20 protein-coding genes and 1 other annotated feature are annotated in these 22,532 nt (G+C 62.0%); of the genes, 14 read left to right on the top strand and 6 right to left on the bottom strand.

The window, feature by feature from the left end; translation table 11 throughout:
- The first annotated feature begins 29 nt into the window (after positions 1 to 29).
- The 5 genes from EKH55_RS21915 to EKH55_RS21895 are packed head-to-tail and all read left to right on the top strand — an operon-like array spanning position 30 to position 4,986.
- Entirely contained in the window at positions 30 to 539 is a 510-nt protein-coding gene (locus tag EKH55_RS21915; RefSeq protein ID WP_069456489.1) for a ubiquinone biosynthesis methyltransferase UbiE, read from the top strand.
- A complete protein-coding gene (locus EKH55_RS21910; RefSeq protein WP_069456490.1) occupies positions 536 to 1,714 on the top strand; it encodes a class I SAM-dependent methyltransferase in 1,179 nt (392 codons plus the stop codon). Before EKH55_RS21915 ends, EKH55_RS21910 begins: the two co-directional genes overlap by 4 nt.
- Positions 1,711 to 4,071, top strand: a complete 2,361-nt coding sequence (locus EKH55_RS21905; protein ID WP_151613132.1) for a SpoIIE family protein phosphatase — start codon at positions 1,711 to 1,713, stop codon at positions 4,069 to 4,071. The genes EKH55_RS21910 and EKH55_RS21905 overlap by 4 nt, the downstream gene beginning before the upstream one ends.
- A 4-nt stretch (positions 4,072 to 4,075) precedes the next feature.
- Positions 4,076 to 4,633 (top strand): slr1658 superfamily regulator, encoded by a 558-nt coding sequence (locus EKH55_RS21900; protein WP_151613131.1) that lies wholly within the window; start codon positions 4,076 to 4,078, stop codon positions 4,631 to 4,633.
- A gap of 14 nt (positions 4,634 to 4,647) precedes the next feature.
- Entirely contained in the window at positions 4,648 to 4,986 is a 339-nt protein-coding gene (locus EKH55_RS21895) for a slr1659 superfamily regulator (protein ID WP_069456501.1), read from the top strand.
- A 29-nt stretch (positions 4,987 to 5,015) separates the two neighbouring features.
- Here EKH55_RS21895 and EKH55_RS21890 read toward each other — a convergent pair whose 3' ends face one another.
- Entirely contained in the window at positions 5,016 to 6,167 is a 1,152-nt protein-coding gene (locus EKH55_RS21890) for an AraC family transcriptional regulator (RefSeq protein ID WP_151613130.1), read from the bottom strand.
- Between the two features lie 346 nt (positions 6,168 to 6,513).
- On the opposite strand from EKH55_RS21890, the gene EKH55_RS21885 reads away from it, so the two are divergent.
- Complete coding sequence (locus EKH55_RS21885; protein ID WP_427915865.1) at positions 6,514 to 7,563, top strand: NAD-dependent epimerase/dehydratase family protein; 1,050 nt, start codon at positions 6,514 to 6,516, stop codon at positions 7,561 to 7,563.
- Between the two features lie 170 nt (positions 7,564 to 7,733).
- Here the strand turns inward: EKH55_RS21885 and EKH55_RS21880 are convergent, their stop codons facing one another.
- From EKH55_RS21880 to EKH55_RS21870, 3 genes are all read right to left on the bottom strand, one after another.
- Entirely contained in the window at positions 7,734 to 9,191 is a 1,458-nt protein-coding gene (locus EKH55_RS21880) for a TrkH family potassium uptake protein (RefSeq protein WP_151613128.1), read from the bottom strand.
- Between the two features lie 236 nt (positions 9,192 to 9,427).
- The gene (locus EKH55_RS21875) at positions 9,428 to 10,204 is read right to left on the bottom strand and encodes an intradiol ring-cleavage dioxygenase (protein ID WP_192803865.1); all 777 of its coding nucleotides are present in this window, start codon (positions 10,202 to 10,204) and stop codon (positions 9,428 to 9,430) included.
- Positions 10,205 to 10,333: 129 nt separating this feature from the next.
- Positions 10,334 to 10,723, bottom strand: coding sequence for a hypothetical protein (locus tag EKH55_RS21870; RefSeq protein WP_151613126.1), 390 nt, complete (start codon positions 10,721 to 10,723; stop codon positions 10,334 to 10,336).
- 169 nt (positions 10,724 to 10,892) lie between these two features.
- On the opposite strand from EKH55_RS21870, the gene EKH55_RS21865 reads away from it, so the two are divergent.
- The 3 genes from EKH55_RS21865 to EKH55_RS21855 all read left to right on the top strand — a co-directional run bounded on the left by EKH55_RS21865 (position 10,893) and on the right by EKH55_RS21855 (position 13,127).
- Entirely contained in the window at positions 10,893 to 11,366 is a 474-nt protein-coding gene (locus EKH55_RS21865; RefSeq protein ID WP_151613125.1) for a carboxymuconolactone decarboxylase family protein, read from the top strand.
- Entirely contained in the window at positions 11,366 to 12,223 is an 858-nt protein-coding gene (locus EKH55_RS21860) for a sigma-70 family RNA polymerase sigma factor (RefSeq protein WP_151613124.1), read from the top strand. Before EKH55_RS21865 ends, EKH55_RS21860 begins: the two co-directional genes overlap by 1 nt.
- Before the next feature lie 103 nt (positions 12,224 to 12,326).
- Positions 12,327 to 13,127 carry a class I SAM-dependent methyltransferase gene (locus tag EKH55_RS21855; RefSeq protein WP_151613123.1) on the top strand — a complete coding sequence of 267 codons (801 nt, stop codon included), beginning with the start codon at positions 12,327 to 12,329 and terminating at the stop codon, positions 13,125 to 13,127.
- A gap of 149 nt (positions 13,128 to 13,276) precedes the next feature.
- Here EKH55_RS21855 and EKH55_RS21850 read toward each other — a convergent pair whose 3' ends face one another.
- Positions 13,277 to 14,062 (bottom strand): helicase, encoded by a 786-nt coding sequence (locus EKH55_RS21850; protein ID WP_151613122.1) that lies wholly within the window; start codon positions 14,060 to 14,062, stop codon positions 13,277 to 13,279.
- Positions 14,063 to 14,073: 11 nt separating this feature from the next.
- Positions 14,074 to 15,651: a polysaccharide biosynthesis/export family protein gene (locus tag EKH55_RS21845; RefSeq protein ID WP_269808423.1), complete on the bottom strand. Its 1,578-nt coding sequence runs from the start codon at positions 15,649 to 15,651 to the stop codon at positions 14,074 to 14,076.
- Positions 15,652 to 16,349: 698 nt separating this feature from the next.
- Here EKH55_RS21845 and EKH55_RS21840 point away from each other — a divergent pair.
- From EKH55_RS21840 to EKH55_RS21820, 5 genes are all read left to right on the top strand, one after another.
- A complete protein-coding gene (locus EKH55_RS21840; RefSeq protein ID WP_151613120.1) occupies positions 16,350 to 17,396 on the top strand; it encodes a glycoside hydrolase family 25 protein in 1,047 nt (348 codons plus the stop codon).
- Positions 17,397 to 17,505: 109 nt separating this feature from the next.
- Positions 17,506 to 17,561, top strand: a sequence feature (sul1 is cis-regulatory element that is thought to sense ions involved in sulfur or methionine metabolism; They are found in Alphaproteobacteria).
- Between the two features lie 67 nt (positions 17,562 to 17,628).
- Positions 17,629 to 19,119: a SulP family inorganic anion transporter gene (locus EKH55_RS21835; protein ID WP_151613119.1), complete on the top strand. Its 1,491-nt coding sequence runs from the start codon at positions 17,629 to 17,631 to the stop codon at positions 19,117 to 19,119.
- A gap of 172 nt (positions 19,120 to 19,291) precedes the next feature.
- Positions 19,292 to 19,492: a DUF2905 domain-containing protein gene (locus EKH55_RS21830; RefSeq protein ID WP_151613118.1), complete on the top strand. Its 201-nt coding sequence runs from the start codon at positions 19,292 to 19,294 to the stop codon at positions 19,490 to 19,492.
- Positions 19,493 to 19,627: 135 nt separating this feature from the next.
- Entirely contained in the window at positions 19,628 to 21,466 is a 1,839-nt protein-coding gene (gene ftsH, locus EKH55_RS21825; RefSeq protein WP_151613117.1) for an ATP-dependent zinc metalloprotease FtsH, read from the top strand.
- A 118-nt stretch (positions 21,467 to 21,584) separates the two neighbouring features.
- Positions 21,585 to 22,442: a PhnA-like protein gene (locus EKH55_RS21820; RefSeq protein WP_151613116.1), complete on the top strand. Its 858-nt coding sequence runs from the start codon at positions 21,585 to 21,587 to the stop codon at positions 22,440 to 22,442.
- The last annotated feature ends 90 nt before the right edge of the window (positions 22,443 to 22,532 follow it).

Here is a 22,532-nt window from a genome sequence, read left to right as displayed (position 1 = left end):
GGCCGGACCTACGGAAAGGAGGATGCGGCATGAATGCAGCCCAAGCGAAAGCGCATTTCGAACCTCTCATCGAGCTCGAAATGGAGATGGGGACCTTCCTGTCCGATTGGGATCATTGCGATCACCTGTCGTCTTTCATGGCGCGGATGATCAGCCACAACCGAACGGATCCCGTTCGACATTCGAACTTCTTCTCCTCCGCGCTCAACGAGCTTCTGGAAGTCTCGTTCCGCGGCGGCTCGCCCGAGGGCCGGATCGGCTGTACTGTCTATCGCCAAGGTCCGAAGGAGCGGGTAAAGCTCACCTTTCCCTGTCCGCCCAGCCAGCGACAATTTTACCGCGAAGCGGTGTCCAAGACGCGTAAGCAGGATGCCTACGACCGCTATCTCGACGCCATTTCCAACGATCTCTCCCCGAGCCGCGAGGTTATTCTTCTGGATCTTGCGATCAACTTCGAGGCCGAGATCAGCCTGGACGAAAAGACTTCCCCGTCCATCACGCTTGTCGTCGATCTGCCACTCGAAGGAATAGTCAGTTGAATACCGCCGTCCTTTCCACCCCCTATCAGGCGGAGTTCGACGCCAACAGCCAGGAGTTTTCCCTTGCAGGCGTGATCCGTCCACGTACCGTCGATGAGATCGCGGCAACCGTTACGGCTCTCAGGCACGCGGTCGATGGCGCGCGCGGCGTGCTCTACATCAATGTCAAGCGGCTTGCGCAGATGAACAACACCGCCTTCCACGCTTTTTCGCGCGTGGTGCTCGATGCGTGCCGGGCGCGGACGGACCTGCGCTTCGTCGTCGTCACCTCCAGCGTCGTCGGCTGGACCGAACGCATGTTCCGGCATCTCGGCAAGATTGAGCCGCAGATCAGCGTCGAGGTCTACGACTCGAAGTTCTATCCCGGCCAGGATTTCGTCGAGGATACGAGCTTCATTCCGATCCTGCGCACACAGACGAAGATGACCTGGCGGCATGAGCGCACGATTCTCCCGCGCCATGGTATGCGCGCAGGCATCGCGATGGCCGACATCTGCTGCGGCATCGGAGACTTCGCCGCGCTCGTGCGCAAGGAATTCCACCCGGCCCGGATCGTGGCGCTGGACCATTCGAGGGCGAGTCTGGCCTATGCGCGCAACGTCGCGGCTGAGTTCGGAATCACAGATATCGAATATACCTATGGCGACGCGTCCGAAATGCTGCTCGAGTCCGACCAGTTCGACCTCGTGACCTGCCGTCATTCGCTGCAGATCTTCAACCAGCCGGACGTCTTGCTGAAGGAGCTCTACCGGATCTGCAAGCCAGGCGGCCGCGTCTACGTCACCAACGAGAAGAATTCTCACTGTCTCGGCGAGCCCCGGTCGCAGAGCATCCAATGGACCTATGAAGAGGTCGCCAAGCTCTTCGGTCATTTCGAGATGGACGTGGAGCTGGGGCCGAAGAGCCGGCGCTATCTGGCCGATGCCGGCTTCGAAGACATTCGCGTCGAATCCTTCATGGTCAGCAACCTAGATGGCGACCCGCAGGACTTCGCCGACATAATCGCCGCCTGGGAGAACGTCTATGCCGGCGAAATGGCGGTGAAACGCGGCGACTCGCCTGAATTCATCCGGCGCTTCCGCCAGGGATTCCAGGATCATATCTTCGCCGCCCTGCACCCCAAGGGCTACGCCGGCTGGCCGATCTGGGCGGCCTCCGGACGCAAACCGCTATGAAGGGGGCCGCGCAAGAGACCCCGGGCATCGGCTTGCGTTCATTCCGCGCCAAATTTGTCCTGGTCGTCGGCGGGGCGGTGCTCTTCGACCTCCTCGTCACCGGCGGTCTTGCGCTTTGGAACGTGCAGAGGCTGTCGCGCGATGCCGCCACCGAGGTCGGCCAGGGCCTGGAGCAGGCAAACCAGGACTATATCCGCTCCTATGCCGAATCGACGGCGGCTCGCGTGAACCTGCTTCTGAGCCAGGTCCATTCCGATGTGGGCACGCTGGCGGGCGTTCTTCAGGCACAGATCGACCGTCCGGTGAGAAAATCCCAGATCGGCGAGGCGATGGCCCGTGGCGTGCCGGGCACCGTGAACGTCGTATACAACGAGAAGGGCGGATGGGCGCAGAACCTGCCCGGACCGCTGTCGGTCGTCAGCGTCTGGGGCTATCTTCTCGATGCGGGCCACAATCCGCTCCCGGAAGTCCAGACAGAGATCGAGAACAGTGCCGTGCTCGATCTCGTCGCACCGAGCCTTCTGGCAAACGGTCAGCAGAAGCTGCAGATGTACTATATCGGCCCCAAGGAGCGGCCGATCTTCAGGACGGCGCCCTATACGGACCAGGCGCAGACATTCGATGAGCTCTACCCGGGGCACAACAGCGAGAATTTCTGGACCTTTTTCTTTCCCGGGCTCTACGAATCCTGGGAGCAATGGGCGATAGATCCGCAGTCGCGCCCGGTGCAGAAGGACATCACCCAGACGGCGCCCTATACGGATGCGATCACCGGCAGACTCATTGTCAGTTTCTTCGAGCCGCTGTGGTCGCGCGACCGTCGACAGGTCGCCGGCGTCGCCGGCGCGGATATCACGCTCGATCAATTGGCCGAAATCGTCGAAAACGTCCGTGTCGCCGACAGCGGCTTCGGTTTCCTGGCCATGTCGGACGGCAACGTCGTCGCGATCAATCCAACCGGGGAAAGGGTGATGGGCCTCCGGGCGGCGAACGAGACGGGGAGCCAGGGCGTCACCGGCCTGGATCGGTCACTGCGCAGAAGCGCCCAATCGGCTATCGCCAACCTGCCGCTCGATCGCGACGGCCTTTTGCAGCACGTCTATCTCAATGACAACGGCGAGAAGGTGCCCTACCTGATCCTCCTGAAGCAGTTGCAGCCGAGCAATCTCTGGGTTTCCGGGCCGGTTCGTCGCGAGACGATGCAGCTCGGCATCGTGGTTCCCGAGCGGGAGATTTATGCGTCGCTCTTTGCCGCCCAGGCCGGTATCTCTGAAGCGACGAACAGGATCCTGATCTATCAGGTCCTGGCGCTGCTCGTATCGCTGCTCTTCGTCATCACTGCGGTGTTCGCCATATCCAAGCGGATTACGAGCGGCATCAGCGCGCTTGCCGAGGCCGCCAAGCGCATTCAGGTCAAGGACTATTCCGTCCGGGTGGCGATCCCGACCCGCGATGAGGTTGGCGAAGCCGGCGCGGCCTTCAATCGCATGGCCGAACAGATCAGTTACCACACCGAAAACCTCGAACAGCTCGTCGAGGATCGCACCAGGGAGATCGAAGACGCGAACCTGCAGATCTCCGCCCTCAACGAGCAATTGCGCAGCGAGAACCTGCGTCTCGGCGCCGAACTGGCTGTTGCCCGCCGCATTCAGATGATGGTGCTGCCGAAGGCCGGCGAGCTCGAGGAGATCAAAGACCTGGAGATCGCGGCCTATATGCGCCCGGCCGACGAGGTCGGCGGCGACTATTACGACGTCCTGAAGGACGGGTCGAGACTGAAGATCGGAATCGGAGACGTCACCGGGCACGGGCTTGAAAGCGGCGTGCTGATGCTGATGGTCCAGTCCGTCACCCGGGCGCTGCAGGAAGCGGGCGAGATGGATCCTGCGCTGTTCCTCAATCGCGTGAACCGCGCCATTTACAAGAACATAACCAGGACCAGCACGAACAAGCACCTTTCCCTCGCCTTCCTCGACTACGAAGGCGGGCGCCTGACGCTGTCCGGTCAGCACGAGGAACTGATCGTGATCCGCGACCCGGGAAATGTCGAACGTATCGACACGCTCGATCTGGGCCTGCCGATCGGTCTCGAGCCGGATATCTCGCCTTTCGTGGCGATTCGGGAAGTTCCCTTCGGTTGCGGCGACATGATCATCCTCCACACGGATGGAGTGACCGAGGCCGAAGATCGGAACGGCGAACTCTTCGGCATAGAGCGGCTCTGCGAGAGCGCCCGCCGCCGCTATGGCCGAAACGCCGAGGAGGTCAAGATCGGGATCATCGAAGATCTGATGGCACATATCGGTGCGCAGAAGATCCACGACGACATAACGTTGGTAGTGATGAGACACAGGTAAGCGGATGACGACCCTATATGGATTGGCCGATCTCGCGATCGGCAACGGCGATGACGTGACCACGCTTCGGCTGTTCGAGGGGCCGCTCGACTTGAGCTGGAAGCACTGCGCCATGACCTCGGATTTCGTGGCGGAGTTCGTGGCGCTGCGCTATCGCGCGTCGCGTAAGCTCTACAAGGACGTGCGGCACAATGTCGGCTACCTCACCAATGAACTGATCGAAAATGCCGTGAAGTTCCGCGCATCGGGCGAGATCATCGTGGAGGCATCCGTCACCGACAGTGCCTTCCGGACCAAGGTCACCAATTTCGTCGACAAGGACAGTGCGGAGCGGTTTCAGCATCTCTTGTCCGAGATTACGGCCGGGGACCCGGGCGACCTGCTGATCGAAAGGATCGAAGCGAACGCCGCTACGGGCGCCGGCGGTTCGGGGCTTGGACTTCTGACGCTCATGAGCGATTATGGTGCTCACTTTGCTTGGGTTTTTGGATCCAGCGATGAGGACCGCAGAATCCCGCTGGAGACCTACGCGTCCATTGCAGTTCCAGATTTGACGAATTGATGGGCGGTGATCATATGGAAATTAAAGAAGAAGAATATCGCGTTTGGTCAGAGGGCAAGGACGTCTACTTCGACGGGACGATGCGCCTGCCCAGCACGGAGGCCTATGCGCCGATCTTTGCGCTGGTGCTGGGCATTCTTGAATCCGAGCCGGAACGACTGACCGTCGATCTTACGGGGTTGCAGTTCCTCAATTCGTCCGGCATCAACTTGCTCGCAAAGCTCACCATCGAGGCGCGCAAGCGACCGAACGTGCAATTCACCGTCCGCGGGAGCTCGGAATATCCCTGGCAGACGAAGTCCCTGCCCAATCTCAAGAAGTTGCACCCGGGGGTCGATCTCAGGCTTGCTTGAACGCGCGGGATCGCCCGGCGTTGCGGATTTCACCTTCCAGGGGGATCAAGCCAGTCGCCGATTGTTGCGCCACGGTTTTGCCTGGTAGGAGTGACGGCCAAGATCGGCCGGTGGGTGGCGGCTGCCTTTCGGATTTCGCGCGGGCTCAACCCGAATTCGTGACTGAAGGCACGCGTGAAATTGGCCGCCACGTCGAAGCCGGCGGCTTCCGCGATTTCGGCAATCGAACGGCTATCGGTCGGGTCACTTAGGGCCGCGTATGCGTGCTGGAGCCGACGCTTGCGAATATAGTTCAGCACACCGCCACTCTGCTCGAACAATTGGTAGAGCCGCGTTCGCGATATACCGACCGCTCGGCAGATGGCGTCGGGCGTGAGTTCGGCTGAGTTGAGATGGAGATGAATATACCGATGCGCGCGCTCCATCATCCCCTTGTTCGTCTCGACTCCGACGGGACTCGGCGTCACCGACGCGGCGACGCACGAAACCACCATGTCGCGCATTGTCTGCACGATCCGCGGAAGCTCTTCGGCCCTGAGAACGCCGAGGCTCGCCTCGATACCGTTGATAAAGTTCAGCAGCAGATCGGCGAGACTGCCCGAAAGCACCGAATTGTTTGCGGCTTCCAGAATACCGGCATCGTCGGCCAGCAACTCATAAGGCATGAACAGAAACACGCCCGCGGCCTCAGTCGTTCGTCCCCGATAGGGATAGCCAAGGGAGCGCAGAAAGAGGTCGCCTGGAGCGGTCTCCGTGACGCGTCGGTCGACCTCCGTCCAGGCCCGTCCGCTTCGTAAAATGCCTAAGCTCCAGTGATCGATCGGACTCGAGCGCAGCATGGCGCGGGAACGGGTATAGCTATGCGCCGGTGTGCGCTGTTGAACGATCAGTAAACCGTCGAGACGCCAGCCGGTCTGTTCGGCAGGAAAGCCTTGATCTGGAGGCACGCCATCAGGCAAGCGAACTTCGAGCAGCGGCGCCATGTGCGCACGCCATGCGGCAAACTGTGCCGCGGCCGGCAGTTCGCCCGTCGAGAAGTGCAAGGGTACAAGCGCTGGCGGACCGCTCGGGTGGCTTTCCTTCCCGGCCGTCGGTTCGCGGGGCCAGCGCCGTCTTTCCTTCGCCTCCGGCCAGGACGGGGCATCTGTCGGGTCGTCTCCTGATCCGGACTCACTCGTCATCGAATGCCTCCAGTGCCGGGATTTGTCGAACCCACAATCGCCGGGGGTTCGCTTGCTGATACTCCGCCGAGTGGGCTCCACACTCAGGTCTAAAAGCCGAGGCGGATAAGCACCACCCCAGCGATTATACCTCTTTTTCGGTAGAAATGGACGGGGGGATAACTTTCAGGATGTAGCGATAATGACATTTGCGACCTATGTTTGTATTTAAATAACCGTCGCTATCGCCAGATCAATTTCGGCGAAATGACCAATAAAGACCGACGCTCCTGCCGCCCTATCCGGCCGCCGTGCAGTGTCATCGATATCAAACGACAATCGTGTATCTCGTTAGATGGAGGTAGTCGTGAGCTATCTGCGAAAGTTTCACGCGCGTTATTTGGGTGCGGCTTCCGGTGTCAAACGCAATGCTTTGCGTAAATGTGATGAACATAAAATCATCCTGGTGGCCGGTGGCGCGGGTTTTCTGGGTTCACATCTTTGCGAACGCCTTCTGCAAGCCGGTCACCAGGTCTATTGCGTTGACAATTTCACGACGGGGCTGGAGCGCAACATCGCGCCGCTCTTGCGCTTCGACGGCTTCAGCGTCATAGCCCAGGACATCGCCGAACCGATCGATCTCGATGTCGACGAAATCTATCATCTCGCTCACCCGGCCTTGCCGCCGCATTATCAGGCCGACCCGATCCAGGCGATGCGAACCTACGTGACGGGGTCACTGAACCTGCTGGAGCTCGCGGCGCATCGCGGCGCGCGTATCCTCCAGGTTTTGGTCGCCGACACTCACGACGATCTGCAACTCCATCCTCGTACGGAAAGCGATTGGAGCGACTCCGCCTTCCTCGGGCGACGCTCCTCGTACCAAGAAGGCAGGCGCTGCGCGGCGGCGTTGTTCTCTGATTTTCACAGGCTCTATGACGTCGATGTTCGCCTCGTCCGCATCTTCAATGCTTACGGTCCCGGGATGCGCGCGGACGAAAGCCGCATCATCTCGAACTTCGTTCTCAAGGCCCTGACAGGAAAAGACATCACGATTTACGGGGACGCTTCGAGGACCCGCTCCTTCTCGTTTACCGATGACCTGATCGACGGCTTCGTCCGCATCATGGCATCGCCGGCATCGCTGCCGGTTCCGATCGACCTCTGCAATCCTATGGAGTTTTCGATCGGCGACGTGGCAGAGCAGGTAATTGGACTTGCCGGCGCGCGGTCAAACCTCATCCTGCGTCCGCAGTCGACCAACGCACCTCGCCAGCACCGCCCGGACATCTCGCTTGCCATGCAGGAGTTCGGCTGGTGCCCGAAAATGGACCTCTCGGGTGGACTACTGCAGACGATCGGCTATTTCGATCGCCTTCTCGCCGGATCGAAGCGCCTCGTTCCTGAACCCGCCTGATCAAGATCGCCTCGGTCCGCGCCGCTCGGCAGGACCAGAGGCAAGGTCCGGTACGGTCGGAGTACAGCGTGACCGTCACCGGAAGGAGTTGCGCATCTCGATGCCAGAAAAGGCTCCGCAGACGAGCCCGGCATCGGTGCGCAGCTCCACCTTTTTGAAGCCATGCGCAGTCAGCGCCGCCAGAACCACGGCTGCAGCACGACGAGGAATGTTACCAGCTCCAATCGACCGACGATCATCGAGATGGCGATCAGCCACTTGGCCGTGTCGGGTATGGCCGCGAAGTTGGTGGCGGGCCCGACGAGGGGACCGAGGCCCGGCCCGGTATTTCCCATGCCCTGCGCCACCGACGAAAGGGAAGAGAGAAAATCGAGGCCGGTCGCCATGACCAGGAGGGAGAGGATCAGCGTCGTCACGAGATAAAGGAAGAAGAAATTGCGGACGTTGCCGATCGCCACGTCATCGACGGACCTTCCCTGGAAGCGCACCGGCACCAGCGAATTTGGAAAGAGCATCTGCCGCAACACTCTTCCCGATCCCGCAAACAGAATCTGCCAGCGAAAGATCTTGATGCCACCTGCCGTCGAGCCCGCACAGCCGCCGATGAAATAGAGCAGGAAGAAGAGCCCCATCGCAAAACTTCCCCAATTGGAAAAGTCGGCCGTGACAAAGCCTGTGCTCGTGATGACGGACGTGACGTTGAAGGCGGACAGTCGCAACGCCGTCGGCGGCGCCATGCCTTGTGAAATATTCCATGCAGTGCAGGCGAGCGTCACCGCCGTGACGACGAGGAGAAACGCTTTGATCTGGCCTTCAATTGTACTGCGCTTGCCCCGGTTCACGAGGAATACCGCATAGAATGCCAGCGGCAGAGCACCCATCAGCATGAAGACGATCGCCACGATTTCGATCGGCAGAGAGCTGTAATAGCCGATGGACGCGTCCTTAGTGGACATGCCGCCGGTCGCGATTGTCGTCAATGCATGATTGACCGCGTCGAAGGTCGTCATTCCGGCGACGTCGAAAGCTATCGCGCAGAGAAGGGTCAGCGACAGGTAGACGATCAGGATGTTTCGGGCGATCTGCCTGACCTTCGGGAAGGGTTTTTCCGAGACGTCGGAGGACTCGGCGCGGAAGAGCTGCATTCCGCCGACGCGGAGGGCAGGAAGCACGCTCAGCGCCATTACGATGATCCCGATGCCGCCGAGCCATTGCAGCAGCGAGCGCCACATCAACAGGCCGGGCGGCATTTGATCGAGCCCGAAAAGAACGGTGGAGCCCGTTGTCGTGAGAGCCGACGCCGCTTCGAAGACCGCATCGGTCCAACTGATGCCAAGATGCGAGTTGTAGAGCGGAATGGCTCCGATCAGGGTGGCCGAGAGCCAGGCGCTGACCGTGACCAGGAGCCCCGTGCGGCTGTCCTTTGGGTCGACGTCCCCCTGGTTGAAGGCCGCCACGAGCAGCAAACCGATGCCCGCACTGACGACGAAGCCGCCTGCAAAAGTCATCGCATCACGGTTGTTGCCGGCACCGAAATCGACGATCGCCGGAACAAGCATTGCGAGGGCCATAGCGAGGATGAATACACCGTTGAGGAAGAGGACAAAGCGGAGGCGGTCGGCGGTCATCTCGATTCCTGCCCGTTGAATTTGGCCAGAACGCGAGTACTACAGGCGCCGACCTTGCGCTAGCCCGGCAACCTCCGGTTAGCCGAAACTTTGCTGGCCTGGTGTGGCTGGAAAGCCTCTCTCGTCATGCCTCCGACGCCATCCGCGCAATACCCACGGCTGCGGCTTGCTTGCCGCGATCGCCCTGTGGGCGAAGCGGACGCGCTTCACGCTGCCGAAGACTCTGGATGTCGCCCCTATGACCGCACGAGCCCGATCGTATAGCTTGCCTGCAGGACACCGGGATCGAGCTTTTCGAAATCAAGGATGAACTGTGCCGCCTCGCTGGAGGAAAAGACGCTGTCGCCGCCGTTCATCGTGTTGCGTTGGGGGCGGCCGGCATAATCCGGATGCCCCTCATAGACGAGGTCGCTCAGTGCGTCGTCGAAGAGAAGCTGGCTGACGAGCAGTTCCCGATCGTCCACGATTATGCGCAGGTGAACGTGGACCGCGCGGCCTGAATACCAGCCGGGATAGACCGTCAGGAAGCTGACGACGCCATTCTCGTCGCTGATCTGCCGGCCCCTGAGAAACCTCGTGCTTCTGGCGTCGGTGTCATCCCGATTGCACATCGACGCCGCCCGTCCGGAATAGACGCCGTCGGCGTTCGTGTGCCAGATCTCTACGTCGGCGCCTTGGATGGGATCACAGTTCTCTGCCTCAACCAGTCGCAGGCTGATACGAGTCGGCAACCCCGCGACACCCTCGGTCACGTCCTTGCGGACCGGCACATCGCTCGTATGACAGGGTCCCAGCGTCTTTGCGAAGGTCACGACGCATTGCGGTTCGGCTCGGAAAATCGGCTCCGGCAGATCGGCCGGAACTGCCGCGGTCCCGCCCGCGCGAAAGTCGGACGCCTTCCAGTCGAAGCTATGCCGCGATATCGGCTCGCCGCCACGGCCGAGGGCGATGAAGGCGGTCCCCGCCCCGGCAAGGAGTGCCCCGCCGCCAAGGATAATGGTTCTGCGTTTCATCTGCATAGTCATCGCCTCACATCATCATCGGTATGCTGCGACACCGGATCATAACTGGCTCTCTGACGTCCCTATCGTAAGACGTTCAATCGGAAGATGCTCGACTTTTCGGCCAGGCAACGACGCTTGCTACTCGTCGCGGAACCGTGGCTGGCGAAGTTCCGCTTCCTCGATCAATTCCAACACATCGGAGTCTCCCAAGCGGTTGACATCGGCGAGTGTAAATCTGCCATCGACTACGACCTGGACGAAGCGGCGGCAGATGTCCTTCGCCATTGCGGTTCGATCTGGATAAGATGTCTCATCGAGATCGAATTTCTGAATTTCGGGTATCGTCCAGTGCACGCACTTGACCACAAGCTCTTCTCCCGCCCCGGGAAGCTTCCTCAAGGCAGCGACGGCTTTCTCATACTCGGCTTCCGTTGAGGGTTTGTGCCCCGGAGCATCAGCAAACAAGGCAAGTCCAATCACGCATGCCCACCCGACCGCCATGCTCCCTGCAACCAGACGAAAGTCCATTGGCTTACTCGCAAAAATTGTTGGCACGGGCACTTACAGTTATGCAAACGAGCAGACAAGGTTTTCCCCTTTGGCCCGGATCAAAGCTCACGGAAAAAATCCGTCGGGATGTCACACCGGCAGATCCTGTCTCGTCATGGTGGCGTAACCAACAAGAGGAAAGCCAACCATGACCGCCAAACTCGATCCGTTTATCGCTGCCCCTGCCCTCATGAAGAGCTGGACCGGCACTTCGCTCGCCGTCGCTTCAAGCCTTGAACCCTCCCTCATCGAACTCGTCAAGATCCGCGCCTCGCAGATCAACGGCTGCGCTAATTGCATCAACATGCATACCGTGGAGGCGCGTGCTAAAGGTGAGACCGAGCAGCGCATATACCTGCTGTCGGCCTGGCGCGAGGCGCCCTGCTATACCGATCGCGAACGCGCCGCGCTTGCCTGGACGGAAGCCCTGACGCGCCTTTCGGAAGGACATGCGCATGAAAGTGCCTATCAATCCTTGAACGACCAGTTCAGCGAGGAGGAACAGGTGAAGCTTACGCTCATGATCAACATCATCAACGGCTGGAACCGGATTGCCGTCGCCTTTGGCCTGTGGGTCGATCCGGCGCTGGCGGCAAAAACCGCCGCCAAGGCGGTCGCCTGATGTCGGGCGCGGCCAACGGGGACGCTGCGGCGAGTTTCGACCCGCTGCGCCCAAAGCTGATCCGCGTTGCCTATCGTATGCTGGGCTCCGTGGCCGACGCCGAGGACATGGTTCAGGAGGCCTTCATCCGCTGGATGGGGGCCGACCGCAGGGCCGTGCGCGAGCCGGAAGCCTTCCTGCGCCGCACTGTCACCCGGCTCTGCCTCGATCAGCTCAAGTCGGCACGCCGCCAGCGCGAGACCTATATCGGCCCCTGGCTTCCCGATCCGATCGTTGAAGAACAGGAGGAGGAAGACGTCACCTTGCCGCTGATGCTTGCGCTCGAACGCCTCTCGCCGCTCGAACGTGCGGCCTTCCTGCTGCATGACGTATTCGGACTGGCCTTCGATGAGATCGCCGCAACCATCCAGCGCGACCCCGCTGCCTGTCGCCAATTGGCGGCCCGCGCACGCACCCATGTCCGCGAGGCGCGACCGCGCTTCCGCGTCGAGAAGGACCGCGGGCTCGAGCTTGCGGCAGCCTTCTTCAATGCCTCCCGCAGCGGCGACATGAAGGCACTCGGCGCGATGCTGGCGGCCGACGTCAGTGTCCATGCCGACGGCGGCGGCAAGCGCTCGGCGGCGCTCCGGCCGCTGATCGGCTTCGATGAAGTGATGAAAGTACAGACGCATCTCGCTAAGCTGTTCAAGGAGCACGGTTCGAAACTCGTTCGGACCGGCTTCATCAACGGCCTGCCCGGCTTCGTCACGCTGGAAGCCGACGGCGAATTCCAGACGACCGCACTCGAAATCGAGGAAGGCAAAGTCACCGCGATCTATATCGTACGCAATCCGGACAAGCTGCGGCACTTGCATTAGCGTCCTGCGATCGAGTTAGCGAGATTAGGCCCATGCTGTCGCCCGCTCCTTGGCAGCCAGGGCTCACAGGACTAGCATAGGTGCGAGCGTATGGAGACCCTGGATGACCTCAAACTTCAATGTCCACGACGCCTCCGGCTATGAGCAGCTCATGGGCCGTTGGAGCCGAAGGCTCGCGCCGCTTTTCATCGATTTTGCGGGGCTTGCCGACGGCGAAAAGGTCGTCGATGTGGGCTGCGGAACTGGCAGCCTGACCTTTGCCCTTGCCGAGAGCGCGGACCTCGCCGAGATCGCCGCCATTGATTATTCGCCCGTCTTCGTGGAAGCGGCTACGCGGCGCAACGACGACCAGCGCATAACGATCCGGCAGGCGGATGCCTGTGCCATGCCCTTCGAGGACGGCACGTTCGACCGCGCGCTGGCGTTGCTCGTGCTGCATTTCGTGCCCGAGGCCGGCCGGGCCGTGGCCGAAATGCGCCGGGTCGTTCGGCCAGGCGGCGTGGTCGCGGCCGCCGTTTGGGATCACTTCGGCGGCATGCCCGGCATGCGCATGATGGTCGATACGGTGGCGGCCTTAAGCGAAGGCGGGCGCCAGCTGCGGGAGCGCTATTGTTGGCAGCCGATGATGCAGCCGGGCGAGATGAAGCAGTCCTTCGTCGGACAGGGCCTGAAGGGAGTCGTGGAGACTGAGCTGGTGATCCGCATGGACTACCAGAGCTTCGACGACTACTGGGCACCGATTGCCGCGGGCGAAGGGCCACTCGGCAAATATGTTGCCAATCTCGACCCTGCGGAGCGGGCGCGCGTCGATGCCGCCGTTCGCGACGCCTATCAGGCCGGGCGAGCCGACGGACCGAGGTCGTTTGCGAATATCGCCTGGGCCTGCCGGGGTACCGTTGTCTGAGTGAACAGGCAGTTTGCTTTCCCGTGGAGCTACGAAGTGCCGCGAAAATTTGAAGATGTTCGGCATTTCCGGCAAGGCGCGCCGCGATCAGACTTTGTTTTCTGCAAGTCGTTGCCCGCAAGACCGCTGCACACCTTCAGGGACATACATTAGATGACCGCAATGACCTTGCCGGACGAATCTAGGCGACAGCTGACTCGCGCCTGGCGAACCTGAATGCCGTCCTGACCTGCATAGTCTATGCTGACGGCAAGTGGAGCGGTGAGCACCCCGCTGCGATGCCGAAGCAGCGAGCCGGCGCTTGCCGCACGTACACGCACGGCGCCAAGCGGCGACGCAGCCGAGGCGATCGCCTTCCGGCAGGTGCGAACGACGGTGCTCGGAGTCCCCGGAATCGCAGCAATGGACAACGGGACGCTCAAAGGATAGGCCCATTCGCCCCGCCCCTGTGCGGCCCGCTTTCTCTTCAACGGCCAAAGGATGCGTGGCAGAACGATGGATGCTCGTGCGGTCCTTGCCGGGGCAACGGGGCCGATCGTGTTGGTACCGCCACCGCCTGATGATTGGGACCTTGCTGTCGAACCACCGGCACCACCACTCAACCCAGAACCGTTGGCCGAACCGCCTGAACCGGCCCCGGAATCGGCAGCTCCGGCTTTGGAACCGGAGCCTACCGATATGCCGCCACTCGTGCCGCCGAGATTGCCGCTGACCCCAAGACTGGATCCATCCTTCGCGCCGAGCGAGGTCCCGCCTTTTACTCCACCTATTCCGTCGACATTCGTGCCAACCCCTGCAGAGGCGCCGCTCTTGCCGATCCCCACCTCAGCGCCGACGCCAACCGGACCGACTTTGGCGCCAAGGTCTAAGGCAAGGGCTGACGGGGGTCCGATCGCGACTGCGATCACAAACGTGGCAGCTAAATGCTTACGCATCTTCTGGCTCCTCATTTTGGGCCATGCAACCCGGGAAAATGCCTTCCACCCTGTCTACCAAAGGCACCGGGTGGGCGACCGCCGGGGAGCAGCGCGTCCGGGAGCACGATCGTCACCGATCGAGCGCGTGGCGTTGACTTGCCGAGCTCCGCCTTTCGGACCTCTGGCGACCCGCTCTCACGAGCCGATCGTACACCCTTGCGCGCCACCGTCTTGGCACGCTCGCTCGGGTGATCGCCGACGCGTGCGTTCTGTCTATGCCCGCCTCTGCGCTCCACGGTAAGGTGGCGGTCATTCGATTCGTCATCGACTCCAAGCGACTCCCCCGGTGCCGCCGAAGCGAGTTCCTTCCTTGCCGCGTCGCGTTCCGCACGGGCTATTTCGAGTTCGCGCGCCAGCAACCTTGCCTTCTCGCGTTCCTCGTCGAGCGCCTCGTCAGCCAGGCTTGCCGCAACCTTGGCAAGCGTATCGGCCTGCGAGGCTGCCTGTTTTGCCGCTCGAAACTCAGCGCGGGCCTCGAAAGCCGATCGGCGAACCATGGCAAGGGTACTTTCATTGGCGGCAAGCTTGCGCCGGATCGCTTCAAGGGCCTGCCTGACATCTGCCAGCGACGCCTCCGCAGCATTGCGCGCCCTGAGCGCAGCAGCCTTTGATCGCACTGCTCCAGCCAACTTGGCCCCCACACGCTCGAATTCGCGCTGCAGGATCGCCAGGTTGAGCACGAGCCCTTCGGCTCTCTGTCGCGCACTTTCAAGAGCCCGCCCTTGTTCAGCCGCTTTGGCGCCCGCCCTTCGCGCCTGCTCGCCACTGTAGTCGGCGGCACGCCGCATCGCATCGACTTCCTTGCGCGCCGCGAGGAACTTCTCCTGCGCTTCGGCGCCCCTGGCGCGTTCACGCACAACCAACTCACGAGCCTCACTGACCGTGGCGATCGCGGCATCCCAGTTTCGGGCCGCGTTTACTTCCTGCTGCAGGCGAGCCTTCGCGGCTTCGAGATCGGCCCGGGCAGCGGTGAGTTCTTGGGTCAGGGCGGCGACGCGTCGACGCTCTGCAGCAAGCCGGCGATCGTGCCGCATCGCAGCGCTACGAGCAGCCTTGTGTGCTGCACGCACTTCGTCGCGAGCCTCTTTAAGCTCCATGCGAGCGGCGGCTAGATCACCAAGCAATGCGTCTACCTTGGATCGTTCCGATCCCAGTCTTTCCGTCTCCGCCGGCCCTGCGACGTCCGGCTGCGCGGCAGGCGGAGGCGCCTCGACACTGATCGCCCCCGATGATGGCTCTTCGGGCGCCGGCGTACGTCGTTGGACCGTCGTCACCGGTCGTTGGTCGCTGCCGCTCCTGGCCTGCAAGCGATCGGTTATCAGCTTCGCCAGTTCACTCTCGCTGAGGCCTGCTGCGGGCAGGCGTCCTATTACCGGAAGCTCGACCGTCCCACCTGCTCCGATAGTAAAAGTGCCATTAAGCAGCGCCGCCTCGGCTACGCCGCCAAGCAGGGCATGCCATCCGGCAACGCTAATCTCCACAGTGTCTCGCGGGGCGAGTCTGTCATCACTTTTCGTCTGTCCTTTTGCGGGCAAACCGGGCAGCATCATAATGATGCAGAGCGAAACGAGACCGAGAATGGCCCCAACTGACGTCTTGCGAGCGCGATGACATGGAACGACCATCGTGCGACCGTCGCTGCCGACATGTGCGGGCCTGTCGCAGGTCGCCTCGGGCCCGTTTACATGATCCATGACCGATCCTTCCGGACAGGCGCGATTTGCAGGCAAATTATGCCGCATAGCGCCGATTGATCAGCAGACTTACCAGTTAGAGTACCAAAGCTGCTCCGCAGCTGTGAGTTTCAAATCGGGTTAGCGGTACCCGCAAATTTCGTTAGCCCGCGCTCATTACTTGACCGCTGTACTTCGTTGGGATGAGCCCACACGCTTAGACTAAGACTAGCGGCCGCTGAAGCGGGCCATTCGCGCGGCTATTTGAGGATGCATGCGGAGCGCCTTCAGCAGGTCCCGGACAGCTGCGACTTCACCGATTTCAGTCTCCACACAAGCCGCCTGAACCCGAGACTCGTTGACAGACGAAAACGCGACCACCCCTCGCTTCCTGCACGAGTGAGCTAAGGTCAGGACCTGGCGGACGATATCGCCAGATCGGATCTCGAAATCCGACGGCCGTTAAGATCGGATTCAACCTTTGTTGGTAAGCTGCGGTTAGGATTTTCACTCTCGTGGAGTGCGACGGCATCGCCTCCCATCTTCAACAGTCGTTTTGCGTACGGGTTCCCATGCGTTTTCCAGCCGTGCCAGCCCTCATCCTCGCCTGCCTGACGCTTGCGGGCTGTGCATCCAGTTCCGGTCCGGAGAGTGTGCTTGCGCCGCGGCCTTCCGGTGAAACAACCAGTTCCGTCGTCCGGCCGTCGGCGCCCGTACCCGCCACCGCCGTCGGGCCCGCCGCCGCCAGGCCTGCTACGACGCCGGCCGAGCCGCAGGAAGCGCTCGCCTGGGCCGGCCCCGCCCCAGACGCGGGGGCCTTTGCTCAGATGGAACGGGAAGCCGGCATGCCGGTCCCGATGGAAAGGCCGGTCGCATTCATCGCGCCGGAAAATCCCGCAATCGGCGCGGTGCCCCGCACGCGTTCACATGTCTACAGCCATCGTTTCCGCGATGCCAAGCCGATCAACTTCGGCAAGAGATCACCGCACAGTCTTGCCGTCCACGGCGTCGACGTCTCACGCTGGCAGGGCGAGATCGACTGGCAGAAACTGCGGACGCAGGGCGCGAACTTCGCCTATATCAAGGCGACCGATGGTGGCGACCATCTCGACCCGATGTTCAAGAAGAACTGGCGCCGCGCCCAGGCGGCCGGCCTGAAGCGCGGCGCCTATCACTTTTTCTACTGGTGCCGCACGGCCGGGGAGCAGGCCGACTGGTTCATCCGCAACGTGCCGCGCGAAGCCGATGCCCTGCCGCCGGTGATCGATGTCGAGTGGAACGGCGAGTCGAGTTGCAAGCGGCGTCCGTCGCCCGCGCGCGTGCGGGAGAAAATGCAGGTCTTCATGGACAAGCTGGAGCGGCACTACGGGCAGCGCCCGATCATCTATACCGCACCGGATTTCTATCGCGATAATCTCGAGAACGCCTTTCCGAGCCATCCCTTCTGGCTGCGTTCGGTCGCCGCGCACCCGTCCAAGGTCTATCCCGGCCGCAAATGGCTCTTCTGGCAATATTCGGGATCCGGCCTCTCGCACGGAGTCGACGGCAGGATCGACCTCAATGTATTCCATGGGAGCGAGGAGGAATGGCAGAACTTCGTGGCGGCACGGTCCACATAGGCTGAGGGACATACAAGCCGCCCTTGCGGGCGGCACGGATGCAAATTGCGGCACTGCACAATAGACCGTTGCTTCCAGCAGGACTGTTTCCTATAAGGGCTTCATTCACCCTGGACCCGGTGAAACTCCGGGTGGCTCTTCTGGCCGCCGATCCGCCAGACAAGCAATAGCATCAAACCGAGACATGCCGGACCTCCCACCGGCCTGGTGCGCTACTCTTGCGAAGAAAATCATGAAATTGACAATTGCCAGCTACAAACGCGAATGGTTCTCCAATATCCGCGCCGATGTCCTGTCGGGCATCGTCGTGGCGCTTGCGCTGATCCCGGAGGCGATCGGCTTCTCGGTCATTGCCGGCGTCGATCCGAAGGTGGGGCTGTTCGCCTCCTTCGCCATCGCCTGCGTCTCCGCCTTTGCGGGCGGCCGTCCAGGCATGATCTCCGCGGCGACCGCCGCCACGGCCGTGCTTATGGTCACTCTCGTCAAGGAACACGGCCTCGAATACCTCTTCGCCGCGACGCTGCTCATGGGCCTCATCCAGATCGCCGCGGGCTTCCTGAAGCTCGGCCGGGTCATGCGTTTCGTCTCGCGCTCGGTCATCACCGGCTTCGTCAACGCACTCGCCATCCTGATCTTCATGGCGCAGCTCCCGGAGCTGATCGGCGTGCCGCATGCGACCTATGCGATGATCGCTGCGGGTCTCGCGATCATCTATCTCTTCCCTCATGTCACCAAGGCTATTCCCTCGCCGCTCGTGGCCATCGCCGTTCTGACTGGGATCGCCTACTGGACGGGCATGGACATCCGTACCGTCGGCGACCTCGGCGAGTTGCCGTCGAGCCTGCCGATCTTCGCTTTGCCGCAGGTACCGCTGACCTTCGAGACGCTACAGATCATCTTCCCCTACTCCGTGGCGCTAGCCGCCGTCGGCCTGCTGGAATCGCTGCTGACGGCGCAGATCGTCGACGACATGACGGACACGACCAGCAACAAGAGCCAGGAATGTATCGGCCAGGGCGCGAGCAACATCGCCTCGGGCCTCATTGGCGGCATGGGCGGCTGCGCCATGATCGGGCAATCGGTCATCAACGTCACGTCCGGCGGCCGCGGACGGCTCTCGACCTTCGTTGCCGGCGCCTTCCTTCTGTTCCTTATTCTCGTCCTGGACGACCTCGTGCGGATCATTCCGATGGCCGCCCTCGTCGCCGTGATGATCATGGTGTCGATCGGCACTTTCTCCTGGCGCTCGATCCTCGATCTCAGTCGCAATCCCCTGCCCTCCTCCGTCGTCATGCTGGCAACGGTCGTCACCACGGTCGGCACGCACGATCTTGCAAAGGGCGTACTGGTCGGCGTGCTCCTTTCCGGCGTCTTCTTTGCCGGCAAGGTCGCCCGCCTCTTCCATGTCCGGTCTCGGCTCGAGGACAGCGGCAAGGCACGCACTTATGTCGTCGACGGCGAGATATTCTTCGCATCGACGGAGGCTTTCATCGCCGCCTTCGATTTCGCCGAGCCGCTGGAAAAGGTCGTCATCGATGTCAGCGAGGCGCACCTCTGGGACATCACCGCTGTCGGCGCCCTCGACAAGGTCGTCCTGAGATACCGCCGCCATGGCGTCGCCGTCGAGGTCATCGGCCTCAATGCAGCGAGCGCCCATATGCTCGACCGTTTCGCGGTCCACGACAAAGAGGACGGAGCGGTGCTGGTTGCGTCCGCGCACTGAGACCAACGATGATCCTGGGTTGAATGAACTCGACCTACAGCGCCACGCATCTTATCAGACGCGCGGCGCTGTAGCACTTTGTAGCCGCTTCGTGCCCAGGGACGGCATAGCTCGCAACCTCGCACATGCAGAGTAGAAATTGTCGCCCAGCGTGCGGTAGGATCGAGCCGTTATGTCGCGGCTTCTGATCATCATCGGTCTCCTCATACTCGCGGCCGGACTTCTCTGGCCGTGGCTGAAGCGCGTCGGCCTTGGACGGCTGCCGGGGGACATCATGATCGAGCGCGGCAACTTCACGCTTTATATCCCGATCACCACCGGGCTGCTCCTCAGCATCCTTCTCTCTGTCTTCTTGTGGTTGTTGAACCGATGAGAGAGTGTCGGACGGCGACCCCCCGCCCCGTGAGGTCGAGCGGGAACCGCCTCCTTCCCGCCGCGTTTCGGATGCGACGGCGATGCCGCTTTTTCGAACTCATGTGGACGCGCCACCAGCCCAGGAGCCAGCGAAATGGACAAGCAGATGAAGTTCAATATCTGGTACTGGGTCGCGGCAATCTTTGCCCTGATGCTGTTTCAATACATTTTCACGACCACCACGCAGGTGGCGCAGATTCCCTACAGTGAGTTTCAAACCTATCTCGATGAGGGCAAGATCGGCGAGGTTGCCGTCTCCGACCAATATATCCAGGGCACGTTCAAGACCCCGCAGGACGGCAAGCCGATGTTCATCACCACCCGCGTTGAGCCTGATATTGCACGCCAACTGCAGGAGCGCGGAGTCGTCGTTACAGGCAGAGTCGAGAGCACCTTCCTGCGCGACCTCCTGTCCTGGATACTTCCTGTCGTCCTCTTCATCGGCATCTGGATGTTCATGCTGCGCCGCATGGCGGGGGGAATGGGCGGCGGTCTGATGCAGATCGGCAAATCGAAGGCGAGGGTCTATGTCCAGACCGACACCGGCGTGACCTTCGCCGACGTCGCCGGCGTCGACGAGGCGAAGGACGAGTTGAAGGAGATCATCGATTTCCTCAAGGATCCGAAGGGCTATGGACGTCTTGGCGGGCGGATGCCGAAGGGGGTCCTGCTGGTCGGCCCGCCTGGCACCGGCAAGACGCTGCTGGCGAGAGCCGTCGCCGGTGAAGCCGGGGTGCCCTTCTTCTCCATTTCCGGTTCGGAATTTGTGGAGATGTTTGTCGGCGTCGGTGCCGCCCGGGTGCGCGACCTCTTCGAGCAGGCACGATCGAAAGCGCCTGCCATCATCTTCATCGATGAGCTCGATGCGCTCGGCCGCGCACGCGGCATCGGTCCGATGGCCGGCGGTCATGACGAGAAGGAACAGACGCTCAACCAGTTGCTGGTCGAACTCGACGGCTTCGATCCATCGACAGGGCTTGTACTCCTTGCGGCCACGAACCGGCCCGAAATCCTCGATCCGGCGCTCCTGCGCGCCGGACGCTTCGACCGCCAAGTCCTCGTCGACCGGCCCGACAAGCAAGGCCGCGTACAAATTCTCAACGTGCATCTGAGGAAGGCGAAGCTTGCTGCCGACGTCGAGCCGGAGAAGATCGCCGCACTGACGCCCGGCTTCACCGGCGCCGACCTCGCCAACCTGGTCAACGAGGCAGCCCTGCTTGCTACGCGTCGCAGGGCCGACGCCGTTACCATGGACGATTTCAACAACGCCGTCGAGCGTATCATCGCCGGACTTGAGAAGCGCAACCGGCTGCTCAATCCGCGAGAACGCGAAGTGGTCGCCTATCACGAAATGGGCCACGCCCTCGTCGCAATGGCACTGCCGGGCGTCGATCCCGTGCACAAGGTCTCGATCATCCCGCGCGGCATCGGCTCGCTCGGCTACACGATCCAACGACCGACGGAAGACCGCTTCCTGATGACGAAGGAGGAACTAGAAAACAAGATGGCGGTATTGCTCGGTGGGCGCGCCGCCGAGTGGATCGTCTTCGGCCATCTCTCGACGGGCGCTTCCGACGATCTTGTCAAGGTGACTGACATCGCACGTGCCATCGTCGCACGCTACGGCATGACGGAACGGCTCGGTCACGTCGCCCTGGAGCGGGATCGCCGCTCGCTGCTGACGCCTGACCCGATCTACCAGGGCGCCAGCGAACGTGACTATTCCGAAAAGACCGCCGCAATCCTGGACGAGGAGGTCCGCCGGATCATTGATGGCGCCTTCGAGCGGACGGAGGCGCTGTTGAAGGAGCGGCGCCCGCTCCTCGAGCGGTCGGCGAAGCTGCTTCTGGAACGGGAGACGATCAGCGAGGACGAATTGCGTGTCCTCACCGAGGGGGAAACGGTGAGGAAGAGCGCCGCCCGCCACGTCTGAGCCTCGCCCACTGAATCTCCCCCAGGTGGAGCCCGCCAAGATCCGTTAGTTGCCTTGCCGGGGAACGAATTTGGCCCCGCAAAGTTGTGACAGCGACGCCTGATCGACGGAGCGACCGATGAGCGAAACGGTGCACACGCCATCTCCGGCGACGACCGCCGGACCGACTGTGCTCGTAGCAGCCACGGGGATTTCCTGGGCCGCAGTCTTCGCCGGGGCGGCGTTGGCGCTGACCGTACAACTCCTGCTGCATCTGCTTGGCGTCGGGATCGGCGCGGCCGCCTTCGCTCCGCGCGGCGACGCGTACGCAGGACCCGGAGCGATCGCGAGCGGCCTCTGGTTCGCGTTTTCAGGGGTGATCGCGGGTTTTGCCGGCGGTTATGTGGCGAGCCGCCTGTCGGGCCGCACTGGCACGACGACAGGGGTTTATCACGGTCTGACGTGCTGGGCGGTCACGACACTGGTCGTCGTGTATCTCCTGACGACCTCCGCCGGCGCGTTGATCGGCGGAGCACTGGGCGGCCTCTCCTCCGCGGTCGGTGGGCGTATTGCGGCATCCGCTCCAACCATTGTCGCCGACCCATTCGACGAGATCGAGCACCAGATCCGCGATGGGATCGGCGGCAACGATCCTGCGGCGAAGAGGGACGCGACAGTGGCGGCGGTGCGCACGCTTGTCACCAGCGAGGAGATGGAGACCGAGCACGCCCGGGCGCGCGCCGTCGATGCACTCGCGCGGGCACGGAGCATTCCGGTCACAGAAGCCCGGGCGCGCGTCGAGGCATATGAACGCGCCTACAGGTCCGCGATCGAGACAGGGCGTAAGCAGGGAGGGGAATTGGCTGCGGCGACTGCGGCCGTCGTCTCCACCGCCGCCTTCTTCGGCTTCTTTTCGCTGGTCCTCGGGGCCGTAGCGGCCTGGCTCGGCGGCTGGTATGGCGTGCGCCGCGTGGAGATACTGTCGGAACTGTCGTGAGCTCCATGATCCGAGCGCAGCGGCCCGAAAATCGTACCCGATTTGCGGAAAGCGCAGAGTCTGAGACGCGCGGCGCTGTAGCGCGGACCG

The sequence above is a fragment of the Sinorhizobium alkalisoli genome, from assembly GCF_008932245.1.
Taxonomy (GTDB): Bacteria; Pseudomonadota; Alphaproteobacteria; order Rhizobiales; family Rhizobiaceae; genus Sinorhizobium; species Sinorhizobium alkalisoli.
Note: the sequence above shows the minus strand (reverse complement) of the source record. Positions and strands in the feature narration are given on the sequence as shown.